Here is a 22,266-nt window from a genome sequence, read left to right as displayed (position 1 = left end):
TTTTCAACTGTGGCTGAAACACCCTGGTAACGTGCAGTGATGCTGTGCATACTCGTCGTCGGGGGTGGTTGCGAGTGCACAGGTGGGGACGTCATGCTGCGGATTCATTTCACCGGAAACGACCTGGCGGGGGTGCGGACGGCAGCCCGGCCGGACGTTCTGTGGGAAACGATTCTGAGCTTTCACCGTTTAAGGGACCGGCGCGGCTCCGTGGTCTACGGAGAATGGCGCTCCGAAACGAGGATGCGGCTCGGGGGTGAGACCCGGCTGCTCGCCGCGCTCGTCCCAAGCCGCGGCTATTTCCCCGACTTCCTGACGCCCGCGGAGGGCGTCCACGGGCTCGACGAGGGCCTCCAGGCGATCCGTGCGACCGACTCCGGCCGGCTGCGCGCGGAGCTCTCGCTGCTCGCCGCGAACCGGTCCGGCGCCCGGACCGTCCCCCACTCGCTCCGTGCCCTCGCCGACGGCGGCACGGAGCCCTTCGACCGGCTCGTGGGGGCGCTGCGGAGCTACCACCGGGCGGCCGTCGAGCCGTACTGGCCCCACATCCGGGCCCAGGTCGAGGCCGACCGCGCCCGCCGTGGCCGTGCCCTCCTGGACGGCGGCGCGGACGAGCTGCTCGCCTCGCTGCCGCCGATGCTGCGCTGGCGCGCGCCCGTCCTGGAGGCCGACTACCCGGTCGACCGGGACGTCCACCTCGACGGGCGGGGGCTACTGCTCCAGCCCTCGTACTTCTGCCGGGGGACGCCGGTGGTGCTGCGCGATCCCGCGCTGCCGCCGGTCCTGGTCTACCCCGTCACCCACGGGGAGACGCCGACCGTCCGGGCGCCTGGGGGCTCCTCCCTCGCGAAGCTGGTCGGCCAGACCCGCTCGGCGGTCCTGCACGCCATCGGTGACGGCGGTACGACCAGCGAACTGGCCCGCAGGGCCGGGGTGTCGCTCGCCTCGGCCAGTCAGCACGCGGGCGTGCTGCGCGAGGCCGGGCTCATCGCGACCCTGCGCCACGGCAACGCGGTCCTGCACACGCTCACGCCGTTGGGCGCCGCCCTGCTCGGCGGCGCCCAACGGACGGTGGACCTGCGGTGTTACGCGCGGAACGGGCCCGTCACCTCGTAGGTGATGCCGCCCGAGGAGCTGCCGCTCGTGCCCCGCTGGCTGGAGAAGTACAGCCGCTTGCCGTCGGGGGAGAAGGCGGGGCCGGTGATCTCGGAGGAGGACTGGCCGGTGATCCGCAGGAACGGCGCGACGATGTCGTCCGGGGTGATGACGCAGATCTCCATGTTGCCGCCGTCCTCGGCGACGAACAGGTCGCCGGAGGAGGTGCCGGTGACGTTGTCGACGCCGGTGAGCGGGGCGCCGCCGGAGACGAGCGAGTCGTCGTAGGCCAGCTCGTAGGTGCCGGCGGCGAGGTTGACCTGCCAGACGCGGTTGTCGCCCTTGGTGGTGAACCAGACGGTGTCGTTCGCGTAGTAGCAGCCCTCGCCGCCGCTGAAGCGCTTGGCGCCGGAGACCTGGTTGCGGGTGGTGGTGGGGGAGCCGTCCGGGTCCGGCACGTTCTGCCAGGTGAACGTGCCGGAGGTGCCCGTGCCGGCCTTGAAGACCTGGAGGGTGCCGGAGGAGAGGTTGCCCCAGGTGGTCGGCAGGAAGCGGTAGAAGCAGCCGTCCGTCTCGTCCTCGGTCAGGTAGATCGCCTTGCGGACCGGGTCGGCGGCGGCGGCCTCGTGCTTGAACCGGCCCATCGCGTCCCGGCGGTAGCTGGTGCCGCCCCACGGGTTCGACTCGTAGACGTAGCCGAGGGAGACCTCCTCGCAGGAGAGCCAGGTGTTCCACGGGGTGGCGCCGCCCGCGCAGTTCTGCCGGGTGTTGGAGAGGATGCGGTAGGCGCCGGTGATGGTGCCCGCCGCGTCGAACCTCACCGCGCTCGCGCCGCCGCCCGGGTTGATCTCCGAGTTGGACACGTAGATCCAGCCCGTTCCGTCGACGAAGCAGGCGCCGCCGTCGGGGGCGTTGTGCCAGGTGTACGAGGTGCCGGCCACGGTCTGGCCGGACCGGGCGATGATCCGGCTGGTGAACCCGGCGGGCAGCTGGATGCCGTTGGCGTTCGCCGCGCCGAGCGCCCCGTAGGGGCCCGCGCCGGGCTGGGCGGGTGCGGCGAAGGCCGCTCCGTGCCACAGGCTGCCGCCGAAGGCGGCGGCCGACGTGCCGATGACCGCTCCACGCAGGAAACTGCGTCGCTCCACGTCTCACTCCTGAGAAGGGTGGTGAACCGCCCCGCCACGCCGGTCGGCGGCGGGGTCGCGCTTCCGGAACCTAGGAGTACGGCGTTGACTGTGCATCAACAAGCGGTGAAGGGGAAGCGGCGGGCACGGGGCGACCGTCCGTGCCGCCGGGGCGACCGCTGCCTTCGGGCCATGTCGCCACGGGCGGCCTCGGCCGCGAGGACCTTCGACACTTGGGAGAGCGCGGTACCGCGGGGACACTGGAGGCATGCGTGCCACCCGGGACATCCGCGACCGTGACGACCTCGACGTGCTGTTGCGCCGCTTCTACACCGCGGCCTTCGCCGATCCGCTCATCGGGCCCTTCTTCACCGAGATCGCGGGCACCGACCTGGAGGTCCACCTGCCGCGGATCACCGACTTCTGGGAGCGCGCCCTCCTCCGTACCGCCGGCTACGGGCGTGACGCCTTCGCCCCGCACGCCGCACTCCACTCCGCCCGGCCGCTCACCGCCGCCCACTTCGGCCGCTGGGTCCAGCTCTGGCACGCCACCGTCGACGGCCTCCACACCGGGCCCCGGGCCGAGCGGGCCAAGGCACAGGGAGAGCGGATCGCCCTGGCCATGCTCCGGCGGCTCGCCGGGCCCGGGGCGGAGACCGGCGGCGGCAGCGGGGGATTCGTCCCCCTGGCGGCACTGCGGCTGCGCTCGGTGGCCTGAGCGGAGAGAACTTCGAAGAATTCTCGGGAGAGCGATGAGTTCCGGACGGGCCGCCCGTCCTACCTCTTGAACGCGCCGGAACGCACCGAGCGGCCCGGACCGAAGGAAGAGAGAGACCACCATGGCCCCCCAGACGATCTTCGTGAACATGCCCGTCAAGGACCTCGACGCCAGCAAGGCCTTCTTCGAGAAGCTCGGCTACTCGGCCAACCCGCAGTTCAGCGACGAGACCGCCGCGTGTGTCGTCATCAGCGACACGATCTACGCGATGCTCCTCACCGAGGACAAGTTCGCCTCGTTCATGGCGCCCGGCAAGGAGATCGCCGACGCGACCAAGTCCACCGAGGTCCTGCTCACCCTGAGCACCGAGAGCCGCGAGAAGTGCGACGCCCTGGCGGACGCCGCCCTCGCCGCCGGCGCCACCCCGGCGAAGGAGCCGATGGACCTCGGCTTCATGTACGGCCGTTCCTTCACCGACCTGGACGGCCACCACTGGGAGCTGTTCTGGATGGACCCGGCGGCCGCCCAGGGCTGAGCCCCGGTGTCAGGCGGAGACGCCGCCGTCGATCACCAGGTCGGTGCCGACGGCGGAGCCCGCCGCGTCCGACGCGAGGTAGAGCACCGCGGCCGCCACCTCCGCCGCGGACGAGATCCGTCCCAGCGGTGACTGCTCCTTCATCCGCACCTCCCGCTCGGCCTCGGTCTCGCCGGGCAGCAGCGACATCGTGGACTCGGAGGCACCCGGGCTGACCGCGTTGATACGGACCCCGTCGGCGATGTGGTCCAGGGCCGCCGCCCGGGTCATCGCCGAGACGGCCGCCTTGGAGACCTGGTAGCCGAAGACCCCGGGGATCCGGACGTGCGGGCCCAGGTTCGACGCGATGTTCACGATCGCCCCGCCGCCGTGCGCCCGCATGTGCGCGACCTCGGCTTGGAGGGCGTGCAGCACCCCTGTGACGTTGATGTCGAGCAGCGTCCGCCAGTCGTCCAGGGGGAAGTCGGCGGCGCTGTGGCCGCCCCGGAAGACCCCCGCGTTGTTGACGGCCACGTCGAGACCGCCGAAGACCTCGACCGTACGCCGGACCAGCTCCCGGGTGGACCCGGCGTCGGCCACGTCGGCGGTGACGGCGGCGGCGGTGCCCCCGGCGGCCTCGATCAGGGCGACCGTCGCGTCGAGGGGCCCTGCGGTGCGGCCGGCGGCGACGACCTTCGCGCCCTCGGCGGCGAAGGCGAGCGCGATGGCCCGGCCGAGACCGGAACCGGCGCCGGTGACGAGGACGACACGGTCGGTGAAGCGTGCGGACATGAGGTGACTCCCTTGGGAACGGGCTGGTTGGTGAGGGCGGTTGACCGAGGCGGCGGTCACCGGACGCGGATCGTGAAGCCGGCGAGAGCGACGAAGAGGACGGCGGCGGCCGTCAGCGACACCGCGTCGCCGCCCAGGGTGAGCAGCGCGGCGAAGACCACGGTCGGCCCGAGTTCCATCGCCGTGTTCAGGACGCCGCCGGCGAGCCCCGCCCGGTGCGCCGGGACGCCGTCGGTGGCCAGGACGGCGGAGCCCGCGAAGGACAGGGCGCCGCCGGCCGGCAGCAGGAGCAGCCCCGGCAGCAGCCCGTACGTGTACGGGACGGTGGTGTCGAAGCCGGTCGCGGCCAGCAGCCCGAGGCCCGCCGCCGCCGTGCCGAGTCCGGCCGCGGTCACCCGCCCCGGGCCGTACCGCCCGATCAGCGGGCCCGCGAGGCGACCCGAGCCGAGCAGGGCCGCCGCGAAGGGCACGAAGGCGGCGGAGGTGCGCAGTTCGTCCCAGCCGCGCCCCTGCTGGAAGGAGAGGGAGAGCAGGACGAAGACCGTGGCCGTGCCGGCCGCCGTGAGCCCGATCCCCGCGAGGCCGAGGGCCCGGCGGCCGTCGCGCAGGAAGTCCGGGGGGAGCAGCGGGTCGGCGGCCCGCCGCTCCAGGAGGCCGAAGGCGACGAGCAGTGCGAGCCCGGCGAGGAGGGGGAGCAGGACCGGGGCGGAGCCCCAGGGGTGGGCGTCGGTGAGCACGAGCCCGTAGCTGGCGAGCGTGATGCCGGCGGTGGCGAGCAGGGCGCCCGGCAGGTCGACGGACCGGCCACGGCCCGGAGGTGTCGCGGGCAGCAGCCGGGGCGCGAGGAGGAGGGCCGCCAGGGTCACCACGACTGGGACGGCGAAGGTGCCCCGCCAGGAGGTGGCCGCCGCTATCGCCCCGGAGAGCAGGTTCCCGGCGGTCGCGCCGAGCACGGAGAGGCCGCCCCAGGTGGCCATCGTCCTGCCGTACGCGGCCGGTTCGGGGAAGAGGGACCTGAGCACCGCCATCGCGGCCGGGGCGACGAGCGCCGCGCCGACGCCCTGGCCGAACCGGGCGGCGAGCAGTGTCCCGTACCCGGGCGTGAGCGGGGCGAGGGCGGAGGCGGCGCCGAAGACCAGAAGCCCGACGGTGAGGACCCGGCGCCCGCCGTGGCGGTCGGCGAGCCGTCCGCCGAGGAGGAGGAGTCCGGCGAAGCTCAGTCCGTAGGCGGCGCTCAGCAGGATCAACTCGGGTCGTCCGAGCCGGAATTCTGCGCCGATGCGGGGGAGGGGCACGGCCAGGGAGGCGAGGGTGAAGATCAGCGTCATCTGTACGCCACCGAGCAGGACGAAGCCGTACCGGGCCGGCCGGGGGCGGACCGCCGCGGCTGCCGGGGCCCCGCGGGAATCCCGCGCCCGCACCCCTGTCGGGCCCGTCTTCGTGGTTGCCATATCCATCCCCCTGAACTTGACCGTTCGTTCCAATATGAGCCCCGAAGAAAGGGCGCCCCCAGGGGCGCCCATGACGTCAGTCGAGCAGTTCCAGCGCCTGTTCCGCCGCGTCCCGGACCCTGGCCGGGTCGCTCGACGCCTTGCCGACCACGCGGATGCCCTGGAGCAGCACCAGGAGCATCCGGGCCAGCGCCCGCGGATCCCGCCCGGCCGGGAGCTCGCCCCCGGCGCGGGCCCGGGTCAGCGCCGCGTACAGGAGCGTCTCGACCTGCTCCCAGCTGAGCTCGACCCGGCGCGCCACCGCCGGGTCGTGCGGGCCCAGTTCCGCCGCCGAGTTGGTGACGAAGCAGCCGTTCAGGCGCTCCCCCTCGGTCGCCGCCTCGGCGGCGAAGCGGCGGACCAGCGCCCGGACGGCCGGCAGGGCCGGGCCCGGTGCCGACAGCTGCTCGACGAGCTGCGGGTCGCGGGTCTCCAGGTAGCGGTCCATGGCCTTCAGGTACAGCTCGTGCTTGTTCCCGAAGGTCGCGTAGAGGCTGGCCCGGCCGATGCCGAGGTGCTCCACGAGGTCCGACATCGCCGTCGCCTCGTAGCCGCGCGCCCAGAACAGCTCGAGGGCGGCCTGGAGCGCGGCGTCCGGATCGAATTCCTTGGTCCTGGCCACGACAAGACCGTACGATCAACTGGAACGGTCGGTCAAGTCACGCGGTGCGGATGGGGAACACCGCCACCGCGACCTCGTCGTCGTCCAGGCACCGCCCCGTCTCCAGGTCGAAGCGCTGCTTCAGGAGCGGCGAGGCCACGAACGGCCGCCCGTCCGCCGAGCCGACGAGGCCCCGGGACAGCACCTGCGCCCCCGAGAACGGGTCACGGTTGTCGATCGCGTACAGCCGGCCCGCGCGGTCCCGGAAGACCGCCGCCTGCCGGCCGTCCGGCAGCAGCGCCGCCACGCCCCGGCCCGGCGTCAGCCGGGACTCCTCGCAGACCGTCACCCAGGAGCCGGGGGAGGGGGAGATCTCGAGCGTCGTCGTGGTGAGAGAGGTGAGAGTCGTCGTCATCGGGAGGAAGCCCCTTCCAGCGTGCTGTTCGTCCTGCCGAGCGTCAGGACCGTGAGGTCAGGCTTGATCTGGTCGCGCTCCGGGACGAACCGGACCGAGGGGTCCGGAGCGTCCGGCGCGTTCACGAAGGAGACGAACCGCCGCAGCCGCTCCGGGTCGTCGAGCGTCTGCGCCCACTCGTCCTGGTAGTCGGCGACGTGCGCCGCCATCAGCGCCTCCAGCTCGTCGCAGAGCCCGAGCGAGTCGTGCACCACCACGTCCTTGAGGTGGTCGAGACCGCCCTCCAGGCGCTCCAGCCAGGTCGACGTCCGCTCGAGACGGTCCGCCGTCCGGATGTAGAACATCAGGAACCGGTCGATCAGGCGCACCAGTTCGGCGTCCGACAGGTCCTGCGCGAGCAGGTCCGCGTGACGCGGGGTCGCGCCGCCGTTGCCGCCGACGTACAGGTTCCAGCCGTTGGCCGTCGCGATGATGCCGAAGTCCTTCGACTGGGCCTCGGCGCACTCGCGGGCGCAGCCCGAGACCGCCGACTTCAGCTTGTGCGGCGAGCGCAGGCCCCGGTAGCGCAGCTCCAGCTGGATCGCCATCTTCACCGAGTCCTGGACGCCGTAGCGGCACCAGGTCTGCCCGACGCAGGACTTCACCGTGCGCAGCGACTTGCCGTACGCGTGCCCCGACTCGAAGCCCGCGTCCACCAGCCGGGTCCAGATCGCCGGGAGCTGGTCCACCCGGGCGCCGAAGAGGTCGATCCGCTGGCCGCCGGTGATCTTCGTGTAGAGGCCGTAGTCGCGGGCCACCTCGCCGATCACGATCAGCTTGTCCGGGGTGATCTCACCGCCGGGGATGCGCGGCACGACCGAGTAGGAGCCGTTGCGCTGCATGTTGGCGAGGAAGTGGTCGTTGGTGTCCTGGAGGGAGGCCTGCTCGCCGTCGAGGATGTACCCGCCCACGCCGAGTGTCGGGGCGAGCGACGCGATGATCGAGCCGACGGTCGGCTTGCAGACCTCGCATCCCTCGCCGCCCTGCGCCTCCGGCCGCCCGTGCGAGTCGAGCAGCGCCGCGAACGAGGCGATCCGCAGGGTGCGGGCGATCTCGTACAGCTCGCTGCGGGTGTACGAGAAGCAGCCGCAGAGGCCCTTGTCCTTCGCCGCCGGCAGCAGCTTCTCGATGGTCTTCACACAACTGCCGCAGCCCGTACCGGCCTTGGTGCACTTCTTCACCTCGGCCAGCGAGGAGCACTGGCCGATCGCGTGCTTCGTCACGTTGTGGCAGGAGCAGATCACCGCGTCGTCCGGCAGCGCCGAGGGGCCGAGCGACACCGGCGCGCCGGCGCCCGCGGGGAGCACCAGCTGCTCGGCGGAGACGGGCGGCACGGTACCGGTCAGCGGGCGGAGCAGACCGTACTGCTCGGCGTCACCGACGAGGACACCGCCGAGCAGCACCCCGTCACCGGACATCACCAGCTTCTTGTAGACACCCGAGCGGGAGTCCGCGTACACGACGTCGAGGCAGCCCTCGGCGGTGCCGTGCGCGTCACCGAAGGAGGCCACGTCCACGCCGAGCAGCTTCAGCTTCGTCGACATGTCGGCGCCCGTGAAACCGTCGGCGGACTCGCCGGCGATCGCCGCCGCCGCCGTCTGCGCCATCTCGTAGCCCGGTGCCACCAGGCCGTACACCCGGCCGTCGGAGGCCAGCGCGCACTCGCCGATCGCGTACACCGCGGGGTCGGACGTACGGCACAGCTCGTCGACCGCGATGCCGCCGCGCTCCCCGACGGTCAGGCCGCAGTCGCGGGCCAGCTGGTCCCGGGGCCGGACACCGGCCGAGAACACCACCATGTCCGTGGCCAGCTCGGAGCCGTCCGACAGCTTCATGCCGGTGACGGTGCCGTCCGCGGTCACGACCTCCTGCGTGCCCGTCCCGGTGTGGACGGTGAGCCCCATCCGCTCGATCGTGCGGAGCAGCGCGGCGCCGCCGCCCTCGTCGACCTGCACCGGCATCAGACGCGGGGCGAACTCCACGACGTGGGTGTCGAGCCCGAGGCCCTTGAGCGCGCCCGCGGCCTCCAGGCCGAGCAGACCGCCGCCGACGACCGCGCCTGTCGTCGCCGTCTTCGCGTACTCCTCGATCGCGAGCAGGTCCTCGATCGTGCGGTAGACGAAACAGCCGCGGGCGTCCTTGCCGGGCACCGGCGGGACGAACGGGAACGAGCCGGTGGCCAGGACCAGCGAGTCGTACGCGAAGACCTTGCCGGAACGGGCGGTGACCGTACGGGCCTCCCGGTCCACCGACTCCGCCGCGTCACCGACGTACAGCTCGATGCCGTGCTTCTCCATGAAGCCCGCCTCGACCATCGACAGGTCGTCCGGCGTCTTGCCGGAGAAGTACGAGGTCAGCTGCACACGGTCGTAGGCCGGGCGCGGCTCCTCGCAGAGGACGACGATCCTGGCCCGCTCGGTGACCCCACGGTCGGCGAGCGACTCCAGGAACCGCTGGCCGACCATTCCGTGGCCGACCAGGACGATCGTCGGGGTGTGCGCGGTCATGTCAGCGCTCATGTCAGGAGCCTCCGTCGTGGGTGAGCAGGTGCAGCAGGGGGGCCTCCGGGAGGGCTTCGTCGCCCTCCCAGGCCCTGGCGAGCGTGCCGACCGCGGCCAGGTCGCCGAGGAGGACGCCCCCGACGAGCCGGTCCCCGCGGACGACGACCTTCCGGTACGCGCTGCGCGTGGCGTCGGTGAGCTGGACGACGTCGTCGCCCGGCTGGGGGGTGGCCTCGCCGAACGAGGCGAGGTCGAGCGGCTGGGCGCCGCCGAGCGTGAGGCGGGTCAGGGCGCGGGTGCCGGAGTAGCGGGACGACTCCGCCGCGGGCACGTCGCGTACGAGCACCTCCGCCAGGACGTCGGCCTGTTCGAGCGCCGGCCCGGCCAGGCCGTAGACCCTGCCCCGGTGTTCCGCGCAGTCGCCGAGCGCGTGGATGTACGGGTCCGAGGTGCGCAGCTCGTCGTCGACCACGATCCCGGTGCCGACGTCGAGGCCCGCCTCCCGGGCCAGGGCGACACGCGGCCGCACCCCGCAGGCCAGGACGACGACCTGGGCGTCGAGCACGAACCCGTCGGCCAGTTCGACCGCCGTGACCTCCCCGTCCCGCTGCCGCAGACCGCTCACCCGGCACTCCGTGTGCACCTCGACCCCGAGGGCCTCCATGTGCTCGCGGAGCAGCGCCGACGCGTATGTGTCGAGTTGGCGTTCCATCAGGCGCTCGCCCTGCTGGGTGAGGACCACCTCCGCGCCGAGGGCCGCCAGGGCCCGCGCCGCCGAGACGCCGAGGAGCCCGCCGCCGATGACCACCGCCCGCACCCCGGGACGGACCCGGTCGCGCAGGACCAGGCAGTCGTCGAGCGTACGGAAGGCGTGGACGCCCTCCGGCAGCTCCGCCCCGCGCAGTCCGCGCAGCGGCGGCAGCACCGGGTTGGAGCCCGTGGCGAGGACGAGCCGGTCGTAGCCGACCAGCGAGCCGTCCGCGCACTCCACCGTCCGCGCCGCCCGGTCGATCCGCACCGCCCGCACCCCGAGCCGTACCGGCTCCCGGGTCTCGGGCAGGGCGATCACCTCGGGGGCGTACCGCCCGGCGAGGACGTCGGCGAGCAGCACCCTGTTGTAAGGGACGTGCGGCTCCTCGCCGAGGAGGGTGACCGGCAGGCGCTGGGCGAGCCGGGCGCCCGCCGTTCCGCCCCCGACCACCACGATCCGTGTACTCATACCGGGAAGCGTGCGCGGCCGGTGTTACCCAACGGCATCCCGACTGTTTCCCGTACGGAACGCTGATCTCCGCCCCCGGCCCGGGGCGCTGTGAGGCCCGGGGAGGTTTAACCCGCCGTGAGCCTCGGCTCAAGCCCGCCTTAAGGATCCCGGCGGCGGGCCGGAGCTGCGGATTCCCGTATACGGGCGGGCCTAGGGTGCCGGATGTGACCACCGAGGCCAGCCACCCTCTCCACGTACCCCTCCCCGGCCGTCCCGCGCCCGTCCTGCGGGCCCCCGCCCCCGCCCGCCCGGCCCCCGCCCCCGTCCCCGCGCTCCGGCTCCCTCCCGAGCGGCTGCGGACCGGGATCCTCGCCGGCGCGGGAGCCGTCGCCCTGCTCTGGGGCCTCCAGGCCAGGCCCTCCGCCCGGCTCGACGCCGTCTTCGCGTCCGGCGCCCACCTCACCGGCCTCCTCGCCGGGTACGGCGTCCTCGTCCTGCTGCTGCTCATGGCCCGCGTCCCGGCCGTCGAGCACGGCGTCGGCGCCGACCGGCTCGCCCGCTGGCACGCCCTCGGCGGCCGGTACGTCCTCGGCCTGATCGGCGCCCACACGCTCCTCGCCCTCTGCGGTCACGCCGTGCACACCCGTACCGACGTCGTCACCGCCACCGAGGACCTCCTCGGGTACGGGGCGATCGCCGCGGCCACGGCCGGCACCGCGCTCCTCGTCGCCGTCGGCCTCAGCTCCGCCCGCGCCGTTCGGCGCCGGATCCGGCACGAGACCTGGCGGGCGGTCCACCTCGGCGCGCTCCTCGCCGCCGCGCTCGGCTTCGTCCACCAGCTCGCCGGACCCGACCTCGCCGGCAGCCTCCTCACCCGCTGGCTCTGGTCGATGGCCCACGGAACCGTCGCGGTCCTCCTCCTCTGGTACCGGCTCGTCGTCCCCGTCCGCGCCGCCCTCCGCCACGACCTGAGGGTCGTCGAGGTCCGCGACGAGGGCCCCGGCGTCGTCTCCGTCCTCGTCCGCGGCAGGGGCGTGGCCCGGCTGCGCGCCGAACCAGGGCAGTTCTTCCGCTGGCGGTTCCTGCGGCGCGGGCTCTGGGCGACCGCCCTGCCCTTCTCCCTCTCCGCGCCCGTCCGCGACGACACCCTGCGGATCACCGTCAAGGCGCTCGGCGACCACACCCGCCGCATCCGGCGCCTCCGCCCCGGCGTCCGGGTCCTGGCCACGGGCCCGTTCGGCGCGCTCACCGCCCACCGGCGCACCCGCCGCAAGGTCCTGCTGCTCGCGGGAGGCGTCGGCATCACCCCGCTGCGCGCCCTCTTCGAGACGCTGCCCGGCGGGCCGGGCGACGTGACCCTCCTCTACCGCGCGTCCGACGCGGGCGGCCTCGTCCTGCGCGAGGAGCTGGAGAGCATCGCCGGGGAACGGCGGGCCGCCCTCCACTACCTCCTCGGGCCGTCCGACGGCTCCTTCGACCCCCTCGCGCCCCGCGCCCTGCGCGACCTCGTGCCGGACCTCGCCGCCCACGACGTGTACCTGTGCGGCCCGCCCGCGATGGCCCGGACCGCGACCGCCAACCTGATCCGGGCCGGGGTGCCGGCCTCCCGCATCCACAGCGAGGACTTCGACCATGCCTAGACACGGCGCCCCCCGCGTGCCCACGGTCCGGCAGGCCCGCCGGCGCCTCGCCGCCGCGCTCCTCGGCGCCGGCGCGCTCGCCGCGACCCTCCTCACCGCCGCCGTCACCCCGGCCGCGCCACCCGCCCCCGACCGGGCCCCGGGCGCCACAAGCTCAGAACTGGCTCAACGATCAGCAGATTGATGGACGGGGCAACGATCACGTCCCTAGGCTCACGGCCATGCCCGAGATCTCGCTGACCACCCTCGTCCTGCTCTGCCTCGCCGCGCTGGTGGCGGGCTGGATCGACGCCGTGGTCGGCGGCGGCGGACTGCTCCTGCTTCCCGCCCTGCTGCTCGGGCTCCCGAACGTCCACGCCGCGCACATCCTCGGAACCAACAAGGCCGTCGCGATCGTCGGCACCACCGGGGCCGCCGTCACCTACGTCCGCAAGGCGCCCGTCCAGGTCTGGACGGCGGTGCGCATCGGGCTCGCGGCCCTCGCGGGCTCCATGGGCGGTGCCTTCTTCGCGGCCGGGATCAGCAGCGACGTGCTGCGCCCGGTCATCATGGTGGTGCTGCTCGCGGTGGCGGCCTTCGTGATGCTGCGGCCGTCGTTCGGCGCGAAGACCGCGGGGGAGGAGCGGGCGCCGCTGACCCGGGCCCGGATCGTGACCGCGATCGTCGTGGTCGGAGGCGGGATCGGCTTCTACGACGGCCTGTTCGGGCCGGGCACCGGCACCTTCCTGGTCCTCGCCCTGACCGCCGTCCTCCACCTCGACCTGGTGACGGCCTCCGCCACCGCCAAGATCGTCAACGTCTGCACCAACGCGGGCGCGCTCGCCATGTTCGCCTACCAGGGCAGCGTGTACTGGCAGCTCGCGGCCGTCATGGCGGTGTTCAACCTGATCGGCGGGACCGTCGGGGCGCGGATGGCCCTGAGCAAGGGCGCCGAGTTCGTGCGCGGGGTGCTGCTCGTCGTGGTGCTCTCGCTGGTCGCGAAGCTCGCCTTCGACCAGTGGGCCTGAACCGCCGGGGCTACCTCACCCCGATGAGGTGGCCGAAGGCGACCACGTTCCCCCGGTAGCCGTTCTTCTTCGAGAAGCCGCCGCCGCAGGTGATCACCCGGATCTCCGCGCGGTCCGCCTCGTCGTACACCTTCCGGTCCGGGAAGTCCTCGTTCTCGTACACCTCGACCGCGTCGACCGTGAACACGGCGGTCCGGCCGTCCTGCCGGTCCACCTCGATCCGGTGGCCCTTCTTCAGCGCGCCGAGCGTGTAGAAGACGGCGGGCCCCTCGGCGTTGTCGACGTGACCCGCCACGATCGCCGTGCCCTCGGCGCCGGGCGTGGTGCCGCCGCCGTACCAGCCCGCCATGTTCCGGTCCGCGGCCGGCGGTACCTCGAGTGAACCGTCCGCGGCCAGACCGAGCCTCATCATCGGCGTGTCCACATCGGTCTCGGGGATGCGCAGCCGGACCGGGGCCGAGGGCGGCAGGGGATCGGCGGCGGCCTCGGTGTGCACGCTCGGCCCGGCGGCGAAGGCCTGCGCGGCCGACGGCACGGGCGGGGTGACGTGCTCCGAGCCGTTCTGGACGAGCCAGACGCCGACGCAGGCGGCCACGGCTATGCCCCAGCCCTTGCTCCTGTTGCTCACGGGGTTCCCTCGGTCATTTCGTGGCGGGGTGTGGCCCTGCCCCCGCCGGGCCGTGTACGGGCGCGCGGCGGGGGCAGGACAGGCGGTGGTCTCAGTGCCCCTGCGCGCCGCTCGCCCGGCGGCGCAGAAGCCAGACCCCGCCCACGGCAGCCGCGGCCAGCACCGCCACGCCCGCCGTGACCTGGGCGGTGTCGGGGCCGACGCTGCCCCCGACACCGGTCTGGACGTGGCCGCTGGGACGGCGGTGCTTGACCGTCAGGTCGCCCCGAGCCGTCTTGCCGTTGTCGCAGGCCACGCTGATGCCGTACGTGCCGGCCCTGGCGTGCTCCGGCACGGTGAACTGTCCGACCACGACCTCCTTGTGCGTGCTCGAACTGAGGTGGAACTCGCCCGCGCCGAGCGAGTTCGCGTCCCCGACGCCGCGGCCGTGCTTGCCGCAGGCGAGGGTGTTGACGGTGACGGTGGTGCCGGGGGAGGCCTCGGAAGGGTAGACCTCCAGCGACTCGGAGTTCCCGGCGAACGCCGCGGGGGCGGCCAGGGCTCCGATCGCGGCGACCGTCAGCGCGGTACCGGTGAACAGGCGGACAGTGGTGCGCATGGGGGGCCTCCGGGGCGCGCGAGCGGTCATGCGGTGGTCTTCCGGGAGGGACTTCCCGGAACGACCTTCTGTGACCGAGATAAGAGCCGCGGCGCGCCCCGCGCCTCCTGATGAGGCATCAGGATTGGGCCGTCCGATACGGTGTGTCGCCTGGATTCCGAGAGTTTACGCAGGTCAGAGCGGGTGTCGTGGCGTCAGCTGACGCCTCGTGCCGAACGGGTGACGGGTCGCGGGGCCCGGCCTCGGATCCGCCCCGCCCCGGCCCTACCCGATCCCCGTCAGGCCACCGATCGCGGCCAGGGCCCATTCCTGCGCCCCCATCGTCGCGCCGGCCGCGACGCCCGTCGCCACCGGGGCGAGGGCGCCCCTCAGGGTGGTGAGCGACCGCCGTACCCGGCCCTCATCGACGGGCTCCGGCCGGGTGATCTCCGCGAGGACCTCCTCGGCGGCGGTGGCGGTGTCCTCGCGGTCCCGGTCGGGCAGTCCCGCCTCCGGCAGCTGCCGGAGGAGCTCGCGCACCCGCTCGGCGAGCGCCTCGTACCCCGGCGCGACCGGGCCGTCGTTCCGCTGGTTCTGGGTGACCGTCTCGTTGCCCCAGGCGAACTGGGAATGGGAGACGGAGCCGTGGACGACCGGGCCGTCGCCCGGGTGCTGCGCGTTCTGGGGATCACTCATGTTCCGGACCGTCCTGTGTCGTCTGGGTCTGATGGGCGGTGTCGTTGTTCCACGCGAACTGGCTGCCGTGGACCGAGCCGTGGATCACGGGGCCCGCGTAGTTGTTGATGATCGTCGGGGTCTGCTCGACCGTGCGGACGGTCTCCCGTACGACCGGGAGGGACGTGCGCAGCGAGACGAGCTCGACGCGGCCGTTGTGCAGGACGGCACGCCCCCGCGTCCCGTTCACCGCGCAGTCCACCAGGCGGCCTCCGCTCTCGTCGGCGAAGGCGGCGCCCGCGCTCGCGCAGTCGGTGAACTCGCTGTTCCCGACGTCCATGTAGCCGGACCCGCTCGCGGTGAGACCGGTTCCCTCCGAACCGTTCACGGTCAGGTTCCTCGCGTGGAGCTTGCCGCTGCCGAAGGCGACGGCGCCGCCGACGCTCACCGCCGTGACGGTGCTGTCGTGGACGATCAGTCGTGCCTCCTCGCCGACGCCGAAGCCCACCACGCCCCGCTCGGCCGTCACCCCCTTGAGCGTGACCCTGGACCGGCCGAGCGCGGTCACGGCGGTCTCGAAGTCACGGAACACCACGTCGGTGAGGTCGGCCGTCGTGCCGCCGTCCCCCTTGGTGTCGAGGCCCAGCAGGCAGCGGTCCACCCGGACGCCCTCGAACACGCCCGTGCCCCCCTCCAGGACCCGCAGCGCGGAGTTCGTCAGATCCTCGATCCGCACGCGCGTCAGGCGGCCCCTGGCCCCCTCGGTGACGGCGACGCCCACGTTCCCCCCTGCGACGAGGCAGTCGCGCACCTCGGGCGCCCCTCCCGTCGTCGCGAGCACGGCGACGTTGCCCGCGCCGAGGACCCGGCAGTCCTCGAACCGGCCCCTGGCCGAGGTCTGGACGTTGATGCCGGTGTCGTGGCAGTCGGTGAGGACGCAGCCGCGCACCACAGGGTCGGCGCCGCTCGCCGCGGCGATCCCGTGCCGCGCGTCGGTGACCGTCGTGGTGTCGACGGAGCCCCGGGACTGCTCGATGAACATGATCCCCTCCGCGTGGACGGCGGTGATCGTGCAGTCCGCCACGGTGAGCCGGGCCCGGGCGTCCGCCATGAGGGCCGCCTGCCCGGCGTCGGTCAGCTCGCAGCCGACGACCTCCGCCTGCGCGTCGCTGACCCGCACGCCGTGGATCCGGCTGCCCTCGATCCGGCTGCCCCGGACCGAGACACGCGCGCCCTCGGTCACGGCGATCGCGTTGTCCGCCGCGTCGGTGAACCGGCAGCGCTCGACGAGCCCCACGCTTCCGACGAAGAGCGTCCGGCCCTGGGCGACCACGCTGTCCCGCAGGGTGACGGAGGTGCCCGGCGGGGCGTGCACCCCGACGCCGCCGTGCGCCCAGACCTCCGAGTGGTCGAGCGTGAGGGTGCCCGTGTGACAGCCGGCGACGACGGACTCGCGGCCGACCAGGGCGAGGCCGTGGACCGTGACCGATCCGGCCGCCAGCAGGACGGGGCCGCGGGGCAGCCCGACCACGACGGAGCCGGGGCCCTCGGCCGCGACCAGCCGCACGTCCCCCCTGACGTCGAGGAACTCCTCGTACCGCCCGGGAGCGATCTCGATCAGCGCCGCCCTGCCCCGCGCGGCGGCCGCGCGGAGCGCCGACGCGATGTCGGGGTGGGCGCGACGACCGCCGCGCGGCGAGACCACGTACCTCGCGACCATGTCCGACGACTCCCCCCCTTACCGCTTCCGGCCCGTACCGAACCCGGACCGCTCCGGAACCCTTACCGCTCTACAGCCCCTCCCACTCCACCGAGTCGTACGCCGAGTACACCCGTCCCATCAGTTCCTCGTCCACCGCGAACGTCACCCCGTCGATCGCCGTCACGGGCGCGATGGACCGGGAGTTGGTCACCAGGGCGGCCCGGTAGCCGGACAGGTCCGCCAGGGTGACCGGGCGCCGGACCGACTCCAGGCGGGGCTCCAGGAGGGCCATGGTGATCCCCTCCAGGCAGGGCGCGGACGGCCAGACCAGCGAAGTGCCGTCCCAGAAGGCGATGTTGGTGACGGCGCCCTCGGCGATCTCGCCGGACGGGGAGGTCAGCACGGCCTCGTCGTAGCCGGCGCGGACGGCCGCCTCCCGGTGGTAGCTCTGGCCGAAGCCGCCCAGGTGCTTGATGTGCGGCGCGGGGCGCCAGTACCCGACGGACGTCAGCCGCTGCGGGGCGCCGGGGCCGTCCGGGGCCGGCGGGGCGACGGTCACCACGACGCGGACGTCCGGGTACACGTAGACCCGCACCGAGCCGTCCCGCACTCCGGCCGACGCCAGGGCTCCGGCGGCCAGTTCCCGGACCCGGCCGCCGTCCAGTTCCCGGCCGAAGAGCTCGCGGGTGGAGCGGTCGAGCCGGGCGAGGTGCAGATCGAGGCCCTTCACGCGCCCGTCCCGTACCTGCATCGCCGTGAAGTGGCCGAAGCCGGTCATGAGGCCGGCGAGCAACGCCGGGTCGGCGGCCGGGACGCCGTCGATCTCGATGTGCGGGGGCGGACTCGTCATGCCCTCACCGTACGTCCGGGAAGGGGTCCTTGAAGGTCGCCCCGGATCACCGCTTGACCTCAACCAAAGTTGAGGTATCAGGATCATCCGCATGGACCTCACCACTGCCACGCAGACCCGACCCCTCTCCCTCGCCCTCGTCGTCGCCAGCGACCGCGACGGCCGCTTCGCCCCCGTCATCACCGACTGGTTCCGCTCCCGCCTGGCCGGACGCGAGGACTTCACCGTCACCGTCGTCGACCTCGCCGAGGTCGACCTCCCCACCTCCCTCTCCTACCGCCCCTCCCCGGCCGTCCTCGCCGAACTCGCCAAGGTCACACCGGTGCTGGAGGCCGCCGACGCCTTCGTCGTCATCACCCCCGAGTACAACCACTCCTTCCCCGCCTCCCTCAAGAACCTGATCGACCGCCACTACACCGAATGGCAGGCCAAGCCCGTCGGATTCGTCTCCTACGGCGGCATCTCCGGAGGCCTGCGGGCCGTCGAACAACTCCGCCAGGTCTACGCCGAGATGCACGCCGTCACCGTCCGCGAGACCGTCTCCTTCCACCACGCCCACAGCCAGTTCGACGAGAACGGACAGCACAAGGACCCCGCCGGCGCCGACCTCGCGGCCGAGGCGCTCCTCGACCAGCTCGGCTGGTGGGGCCGCGCCCTCAGGGACGCCAAGTCGGTCCACCCGTACGGCAAGTGAGGTCCGCCCCTCATGCTGACGCGTCTTCTCGTCCCCCGCCTCGGGCCCTACCGGGCCCTCCTCGCCCTCCTCGTCGCCCTCCAGCTCGTCCAGACCCTGGCCTCCCTCGCCCTGCCCACGCTCAACGCCGGCGTCATCGACCAGGGCGTCCTGCGCGGTGACACCGGCCGTGTCCTCACCGGCGGCGCCGCGATGACCGGCGTCACCCTCCTCCAGGCGGCGGCCGCGGCCGCCGCCACCTACACCGGCGCCAGGATCGCCATGGGCGTCGCCCGCGACCTGCGCTCCGAGGTCTTCCGCCGGGTCCAGGACTTCTCCGCGCGGGAGCGGGGCCGCTTCGGCGCCGCCTCCCTCATCACCCGTACCACCAACGACGTCCAGCAGGTCCAGACGTTCACCGTCCTCGTCCTGACCATGCTCGTCGCCGCGCCGCTCCTCTGCGTCGGCGGCATCGCCATGGCGCTGCGCCAGGACGTGCCGCTCGCCCTGGTCCTGCTCCTCTTCGTGCCGGTGATGACCGGGGCCGTCGGCACCGTCGTCCTGCGCATGCGCCCCCTGTTCCGCGGCATGCAGGAGCGCGTCGACGGCGCCAACCGCGTGCTGCGCGAGCAGATCACGGGCGTCCGGGTGGTCCGTGCCTTCGTCCGCGACCGGCACGAGCGGGAACGGTTCGCCGCCGCCAACGACGACCTCCTCACCGTGGGCCTCCGGGCCGGCCGGCTCCAGGCGCTCATGTTCCCCACGGTCCTCATCGTCTGGCAGCTGACGACCGTCGCCCTCGTGTACGTCGGCGCCCACCGCATCGAGGCGGGCGCCCTCCAGCCGGGCGGGCTCTTCGCCTTCCTCGGCTATCTCCTCCAGACCTCGATGTCCGTGATGATGGTGCTCTTCCTGCTCATGCACATGCCCCGGGCCGAGGCGGGCGCGGAGCGCATCGGCGAGGTCCTGGCGACCGAGTCGAGCGTGGTGCCGCCGGTGGACCCGGTGCGGACACTGGCCCGGCGCGGGCATCTGGAGGTACGCGCCGCCGAATTCCGTTACCCCGGTGCGGAGGAGTCCGTCCTCAAGGACGTCGGGCTCGTCGCACGGCCCGGTGAGACCACCGCGATCATCGGCTCCACCGGCAGCGGCAAGTCGACCCTCCTGGGACTCGTGCCCCGGCTCTTCGACGCCACCGGCGGCGAGGTCCTCGTGGACGGCGTCGACGTCCGCCGACTCGACCCGGACCTCATGGCGAAGACCGTCGGACTTGTCCCCCAGAAGCCCTACCTCTTCTCCGGGACCGTCGCCACCAACCTCCGCTACGGCAAGCCCGACGCCACCGACGAGGAACTCTGGCACGCCCTGGAGGTCGCCCAGGCCGCCGACTTCGTCCGAGGGCTCGACGACGGCCTCGACGCGCCCGTCACCCAGGGCGGCACCAACTTCTCCGGCGGCCAGCGGCAGCGGCTCGCCATCGCCCGGGTCCTCGTCGCCCGCCCCCGCCTCTACCTCTTCGACGACTCCTTCTCCGCCCTCGACCCCCGCACGGACGCCGCGCTCCGGGCCGCCCTGCGGACCGAGACGGCCGACGCGACCGTCGTCATCGTCGCCCAGCGGGTCTCCACCATCCGGGACGCCGACCGGATCGTCGTCCTCGACCGGGGCCGGAGCGTCGGCGCCGGCACCCACACGTCCCTGATGGAGGACAACGCCACGTACCGGGAGATCGTCCTCTCCCAGCTCACCGAGGAGGAAGCCGCATGACCACGGCCACGGAGAGCCGCACGGACGGCACCGGCGGCACACGCGGCCCGGAGGAACCGCCGACCGGCCCGGTCCGCACCGCCCCCGCCCGCACCCACCCCTCCGCCCAGCAGCGCGGCCCCGGGCTCCCCGCCGCACCCACCCTCGAACGCTCCCTGTCCTTCCGCTCCTCCGGCCTCCGCCTCCTCCGCGCCCTCGCCCCCGACCGGGCCGGTCTGTTCGGCGTCGTCGCCGCCGGCGCCGCGGCCGTCTCCCTCTCCGTCCTCGGCCCGCTCCTCCTCGGCCGCGCCACCGACCTCGTCGTCACCGGCGCCACCGGCCCGGCCGGAGTCGACTTCGCGGCCGTCGGCCGCGTCCTCGCCCTCTCCGTGGTGGTCGTCGCCGGCTCGTCCCTCCTCACCTGGGTCCAGCTCCGGATCGCCACCACCGTCGTCCAGCGGGCCGGACACCGACTGCGGGAGGCGGCCCAGCACAAGCTGGCGAAGCTGCCCCTCGGCTACCTCGACCGGCAGCCGCGCGGCGAGGTCCTCTCCCGCACCACGAACGACATCGACAACATCACCCAGACCCTCCAGCAGGCGTTCAGCCAGATGACGCGCGCCCTGCTCACCCTCGTCGGCGTCCTCGCGATGATGTTCTGGATCTCCCCGCTGCTCGCGCTCGTCGCCCTCACCACCGTGCCCGTCTCGGTCGCCGTCGCCGCCTTCGTCGGGCGGCGCGCCCAGCCGCAGTTCGTGAAGCAGTGGGCGGTCACCGGCCGGCTCGGCAGCCACGTCGAGGAGATGATCACCGGCCACACCGAGGTCGTCGCCTTCGGGCGTCGCGCCGAGGCCGTGCGCCGCTTCGACGAGCTGGGGGAGGAGCTGTACCGGGCGAGCTTCCGCGCCCAGTTCGTGTCCGGGTTCATCCAGCCCGCCCTGACCTTCGTCGGCAACCTCAACTACGTCGTCATCGCCGTGGTCGGCGGGCTCCGCGTGGCGAGCGGCACCCTCTCCGTCGGGGACGTGCAGGCCTTCATCCAGTACTCGTACGACTTCAACGGCCCCATCACCCAGGTCGCCGCCATGGCCAACCTCCTGCAGTCCGGGGTGGCCTCCGCCGAACGGGTCTTCGACCTCCTCGACGCCGAGGAGGAGTCCCCGGAGCCGAGGGAACCGCGGCGCCCGGCCCGGCTCCGCGGCCGCGTCTCCTTCGAGAAGGTCGCCTTCCGCTACGAGGACGGCAAGCCGCTCATCGAGGACCTGTCGCTCACCGTCGAACCGGGCCGGACCGTCGCCATCGTCGGCCCCACCGGCGCGGGCAAGACGACCCTGGTCAACCTGCTCCTGCGGTTCCACGAGGTCACCGGCGGCCGGATCACCCTCGACGGCGTCGACACGGCCGCGATGACCCGGGAGGAACTGCGCTCCGGCACCGGCATGGTCCTCCAGGACACCTGGCTCTTCGGCGGCACCATCGCCGACAACATCGCCTACGGGGTGCCGGGGGAGGTCTCCAGGGAGCGGATCGTGGAGGCCGCGCGGGCCGCGCACGCCGACCGGTTCGTCCGCACCCTGCCCGCCGGGTACGACACCGTCCTCGACGAGGACGGCGGCGGACTCAGCGCCGGGGAGAAGCAGCTGATCACCCTCGCCCGGGCGTTCCTCTCCGACCCGGTGATCCTCGTCCTCGACGAGGCCACCAGCTCCGTCGACACCCGCACCGAACTCCTCGTCCAGCAGGCGATGTCCTCGCTGCGCGCCGGGCGGACCAGCTTCGTCGTCGCCCACCGGCTCTCCACGATCCGGGACGCCGACACCATCCTGGTGATGGAGGGCGGCTCGATCGCCGAACAGGGCACCCACGAGGAACTGCTCGCCGCCGGCGGGGCGTACGCCCGGCTGCACGCCGTCCAGTTCGCCCGTACGGTGGAGACGTGATCGTCACCGTCACCACCACCACCGACGCGCGCGCCAAGGCCGACGCCCTGGCGCGCGGCGCCGTCGAGGCCCGGCTCGCCGCCTGCGCGCAGATCGTCGGGCCCGTCACCTCCGTCTACCACTGGCGGGGCGCGATCGAGACCGCCGAGGAATGGCAGGTGGTGCTCAAGACCACCGAGGCCCGCTACCCGGCCCTGGAGGCGCACCTCCTCGCCGCGCACGACTACGGGACGCCCGAGATCCTCGCCACCCGGGTGGTCCGGGTCAGCGAGGACTACGCCCGCTGGGTCGAGCGGGAGACCGAGGCGGCCGCGGAGATCGAGAGCCCGGCGCCCGAC

21 protein-coding genes and 1 pseudogene are annotated in these 22,266 nt (G+C 73.4%); 10 read left to right on the top strand and 12 right to left on the bottom strand.

From position 1 onward, the window contains the following. Nucleotides 1-93 precede the first annotated feature (93 nt). Nucleotides 94-1,116 (top strand): ArsR/SmtB family transcription factor, encoded by a 1,023-nt coding sequence (locus AMK29_RS03260; RefSeq protein WP_079196729.1) that lies wholly within the window; start codon nucleotides 94-96, stop codon nucleotides 1,114-1,116. Here the strand turns inward: AMK29_RS03260 and AMK29_RS03255 are convergent. Further along, nucleotides 1,086-2,240 (bottom strand): alkaline phosphatase PhoX, encoded by a 1,155-nt coding sequence (locus tag AMK29_RS03255; protein ID WP_073807143.1) that lies wholly within the window; start codon nucleotides 2,238-2,240, stop codon nucleotides 1,086-1,088. The genes AMK29_RS03260 and AMK29_RS03255 overlap by 31 nt on opposite strands. A gap of 247 nt (nucleotides 2,241-2,487) precedes the next feature. On the opposite strand from AMK29_RS03255, the gene AMK29_RS03250 reads away from it, so the two are divergent. Together AMK29_RS03250 and AMK29_RS03245 are read left to right on the top strand one after the other, a co-directional pair. After that, nucleotides 2,488-2,937, top strand: coding sequence for a group III truncated hemoglobin (locus AMK29_RS03250; RefSeq protein ID WP_073807140.1), 450 nt, complete (start codon nucleotides 2,488-2,490; stop codon nucleotides 2,935-2,937). A 121-nt stretch (nucleotides 2,938-3,058) separates the two neighbouring features. Continuing rightward, nucleotides 3,059-3,472 (top strand): VOC family protein, encoded by a 414-nt coding sequence (locus tag AMK29_RS03245; RefSeq protein ID WP_073807137.1) that lies wholly within the window; start codon nucleotides 3,059-3,061, stop codon nucleotides 3,470-3,472. A 9-nt stretch (nucleotides 3,473-3,481) separates the two neighbouring features. Here the strand turns inward: AMK29_RS03245 and AMK29_RS03240 are convergent, their stop codons facing one another. The 6 genes from AMK29_RS03240 to AMK29_RS03215 form a co-directional block, all read right to left on the bottom strand. Next, nucleotides 3,482-4,243 carry an SDR family NAD(P)-dependent oxidoreductase gene (locus AMK29_RS03240; RefSeq protein ID WP_073807134.1) on the bottom strand — a complete coding sequence of 254 codons (762 nt, stop codon included), beginning with the start codon at nucleotides 4,241-4,243 and terminating at the stop codon, nucleotides 3,482-3,484. A gap of 56 nt (nucleotides 4,244-4,299) precedes the next feature. Beyond that, nucleotides 4,300-5,694 carry an MFS transporter gene (locus AMK29_RS03235; protein WP_079196728.1) on the bottom strand — a complete coding sequence of 465 codons (1,395 nt, stop codon included), beginning with the start codon at nucleotides 5,692-5,694 and terminating at the stop codon, nucleotides 4,300-4,302. A gap of 76 nt (nucleotides 5,695-5,770) precedes the next feature. Next, on the bottom strand, nucleotides 5,771-6,355 hold the full coding sequence (locus AMK29_RS03230) for a TetR/AcrR family transcriptional regulator (RefSeq protein ID WP_073807128.1): 585 nt from the start codon (nucleotides 6,353-6,355) through the stop codon (nucleotides 5,771-5,773). A gap of 37 nt (nucleotides 6,356-6,392) precedes the next feature. After that, entirely contained in the window at nucleotides 6,393-6,749 is a 357-nt protein-coding gene (nirD, locus tag AMK29_RS03225) for a nitrite reductase small subunit NirD (protein WP_073807125.1), read from the bottom strand. Beyond that, on the bottom strand, nucleotides 6,746-9,307 hold the full coding sequence (nirB, locus tag AMK29_RS03220; protein WP_398852634.1) for a nitrite reductase large subunit NirB: 2,562 nt from the start codon (nucleotides 9,305-9,307) through the stop codon (nucleotides 6,746-6,748). Before nirB ends, nirD begins: the two co-directional genes overlap by 4 nt. A gap of 1 nt (nucleotide 9,308) precedes the next feature. Next, entirely contained in the window at nucleotides 9,309-10,508 is a 1,200-nt protein-coding gene (locus AMK29_RS03215) for an NAD(P)/FAD-dependent oxidoreductase (RefSeq protein WP_073807119.1), read from the bottom strand. 206 nt (nucleotides 10,509-10,714) lie between these two features. Here AMK29_RS03215 and AMK29_RS03210 point away from each other — a divergent pair, with 206 nt between their 5' ends. From AMK29_RS03210 to AMK29_RS03205, 3 genes are read left to right on the top strand one after another with little or no spacing between them, the layout of a single operon-like run. After that, the gene (locus tag AMK29_RS03210; protein WP_241845081.1) at nucleotides 10,715-12,130 is read left to right on the top strand and encodes a ferredoxin reductase family protein; all 1,416 of its coding nucleotides are present in this window, start codon (nucleotides 10,715-10,717) and stop codon (nucleotides 12,128-12,130) included. After that, nucleotides 12,123-12,314, top strand: a complete 192-nt coding sequence (locus tag AMK29_RS36115) for a hypothetical protein (protein ID WP_143202881.1) — start codon at nucleotides 12,123-12,125, stop codon at nucleotides 12,312-12,314. The genes AMK29_RS03210 and AMK29_RS36115 overlap by 8 nt, the downstream gene beginning before the upstream one ends. Before the next feature lie 37 nt (nucleotides 12,315-12,351). After that, nucleotides 12,352-13,137, top strand: a complete 786-nt coding sequence (locus tag AMK29_RS03205; protein WP_073807116.1) for a sulfite exporter TauE/SafE family protein — start codon at nucleotides 12,352-12,354, stop codon at nucleotides 13,135-13,137. Nucleotides 13,138-13,147: 10 nt separating this feature from the next. Here the strand turns inward: AMK29_RS03205 and AMK29_RS03200 are convergent, their stop codons facing one another. The 5 genes from AMK29_RS03200 to AMK29_RS03180 form a co-directional block, all read right to left on the bottom strand. Beyond that, nucleotides 13,148-13,765 carry a class F sortase gene (locus AMK29_RS03200; protein ID WP_073807114.1) on the bottom strand — a complete coding sequence of 206 codons (618 nt, stop codon included), beginning with the start codon at nucleotides 13,763-13,765 and terminating at the stop codon, nucleotides 13,148-13,150. A gap of 91 nt (nucleotides 13,766-13,856) precedes the next feature. Further along, nucleotides 13,857-14,363, bottom strand: coding sequence for a hypothetical protein (locus tag AMK29_RS03195; RefSeq protein ID WP_073807112.1), 507 nt, complete (start codon nucleotides 14,361-14,363; stop codon nucleotides 13,857-13,859). A 264-nt stretch (nucleotides 14,364-14,627) separates the two neighbouring features. Beyond that, a complete protein-coding gene (locus tag AMK29_RS03190; RefSeq protein ID WP_073807109.1) occupies nucleotides 14,628-15,038 on the bottom strand; it encodes a hypothetical protein in 411 nt (136 codons plus the stop codon). Further along, complete coding sequence (locus AMK29_RS03185) at nucleotides 15,031-16,737, bottom strand: right-handed parallel beta-helix repeat-containing protein (protein ID WP_073807104.1); 1,707 nt, start codon at nucleotides 16,735-16,737, stop codon at nucleotides 15,031-15,033. Before AMK29_RS03185 ends, AMK29_RS03190 begins: the two co-directional genes overlap by 8 nt. A 70-nt stretch (nucleotides 16,738-16,807) precedes the next feature. Beyond that, nucleotides 16,808-17,569, bottom strand: a complete 762-nt coding sequence (locus AMK29_RS03180; RefSeq protein ID WP_079196727.1) for an aminotransferase class IV — start codon at nucleotides 17,567-17,569, stop codon at nucleotides 16,808-16,810. A 91-nt stretch (nucleotides 17,570-17,660) separates the two neighbouring features. On the opposite strand from AMK29_RS03180, the gene AMK29_RS03175 reads away from it, so the two are divergent. The 4 genes and pseudogenes from AMK29_RS03175 to cutA all read left to right on the top strand — a co-directional run. Next, on the top strand, nucleotides 17,661-18,263 hold the full coding sequence (locus AMK29_RS03175; RefSeq protein ID WP_073807101.1) for an NADPH-dependent FMN reductase: 603 nt from the start codon (nucleotides 17,661-17,663) through the stop codon (nucleotides 18,261-18,263). Between the two features lie 12 nt (nucleotides 18,264-18,275). After that, complete coding sequence (locus AMK29_RS03170) at nucleotides 18,276-20,009, top strand: ABC transporter ATP-binding protein (RefSeq protein WP_073807098.1); 1,734 nt, start codon at nucleotides 18,276-18,278, stop codon at nucleotides 20,007-20,009. After that, on the top strand, nucleotides 20,006-21,928 hold the full coding sequence (locus AMK29_RS03165; RefSeq protein ID WP_073807096.1) for an ABC transporter ATP-binding protein: 1,923 nt from the start codon (nucleotides 20,006-20,008) through the stop codon (nucleotides 21,926-21,928). Before AMK29_RS03170 ends, AMK29_RS03165 begins: the two co-directional genes overlap by 4 nt. Next, nucleotides 21,925-22,242: pseudogene (cutA, locus tag AMK29_RS37745) on the top strand (divalent-cation tolerance protein CutA); the annotation flags it as partial. The gene AMK29_RS03165 and the pseudogene cutA, both read left to right, overlap by 4 nt. Nucleotides 22,243-22,266 lie beyond the last annotated feature (24 nt).

This window comes from Streptomyces sp. CB02261 (genome assembly GCF_001905665.1).
Classification (GTDB): Bacteria; Actinomycetota; Actinomycetes; order Streptomycetales; family Streptomycetaceae; genus Streptomyces.
The sequence above is the reverse complement of the archived record's forward strand: the minus strand, read 5'-3'. Positions and strand labels throughout refer to the sequence as shown.

Bases quoted from the DNA above. Each gene is read 5' to 3' on its own strand.
- AMK29_RS03235 (WP_079196728.1), bottom strand. From the start codon at position 5,694: ATGGCAACCACGAAGACGGGCCCGACAGGGGTGCGGGCGCGGGATTCC.
- AMK29_RS03250 (WP_073807140.1), top strand. From the start codon at position 2,488: ATGCGTGCCACCCGGGACATCCGCGACCGTGACGACCTCGACGTGCTG.
- AMK29_RS03195 (WP_073807112.1), bottom strand. From the start codon at position 14,363: ATGCGCACCACTGTCCGCCTGTTCACCGGTACCGCGCTGACGGTCGCC.
- nirD (WP_073807125.1), bottom strand. From the start codon at position 6,749: ATGACGACGACTCTCACCTCTCTCACCACGACGACGCTCGAGATCTCC.
- AMK29_RS03245 (WP_073807137.1), top strand. From the start codon at position 3,059: ATGGCCCCCCAGACGATCTTCGTGAACATGCCCGTCAAGGACCTCGAC.
- AMK29_RS36115 (WP_143202881.1), top strand. From the start codon at position 12,123: ATGCCTAGACACGGCGCCCCCCGCGTGCCCACGGTCCGGCAGGCCCGC.
- AMK29_RS03240 (WP_073807134.1), bottom strand. From the start codon at position 4,243: ATGTCCGCACGCTTCACCGACCGTGTCGTCCTCGTCACCGGCGCCGGT.
- AMK29_RS03260 (WP_079196729.1), top strand. From the start codon at position 94: ATGCTGCGGATTCATTTCACCGGAAACGACCTGGCGGGGGTGCGGACG.
- AMK29_RS03175 (WP_073807101.1), top strand. From the start codon at position 17,661: ATGGACCTCACCACTGCCACGCAGACCCGACCCCTCTCCCTCGCCCTC.
- AMK29_RS03215 (WP_073807119.1), bottom strand. From the start codon at position 10,508: ATGAGTACACGGATCGTGGTGGTCGGGGGCGGAACGGCGGGCGCCCGG.
- AMK29_RS03165 (WP_073807096.1), top strand. From the start codon at position 20,006: ATGACCACGGCCACGGAGAGCCGCACGGACGGCACCGGCGGCACACGC.
- AMK29_RS03190 (WP_073807109.1), bottom strand. From the start codon at position 15,038: ATGAGTGATCCCCAGAACGCGCAGCACCCGGGCGACGGCCCGGTCGTC.
- AMK29_RS03185 (WP_073807104.1), bottom strand. From the start codon at position 16,737: ATGGTCGCGAGGTACGTGGTCTCGCCGCGCGGCGGTCGTCGCGCCCAC.
- nirB (WP_398852634.1), bottom strand. From the start codon at position 9,307: ATGAGCGCTGACATGACCGCGCACACCCCGACGATCGTCCTGGTCGGC.
- AMK29_RS03170 (WP_073807098.1), top strand. From the start codon at position 18,276: ATGCTGACGCGTCTTCTCGTCCCCCGCCTCGGGCCCTACCGGGCCCTC.
- AMK29_RS03180 (WP_079196727.1), bottom strand. From the start codon at position 17,569: ATGACGAGTCCGCCCCCGCACATCGAGATCGACGGCGTCCCGGCCGCC.
- AMK29_RS03205 (WP_073807116.1), top strand. From the start codon at position 12,352: ATGCCCGAGATCTCGCTGACCACCCTCGTCCTGCTCTGCCTCGCCGCG.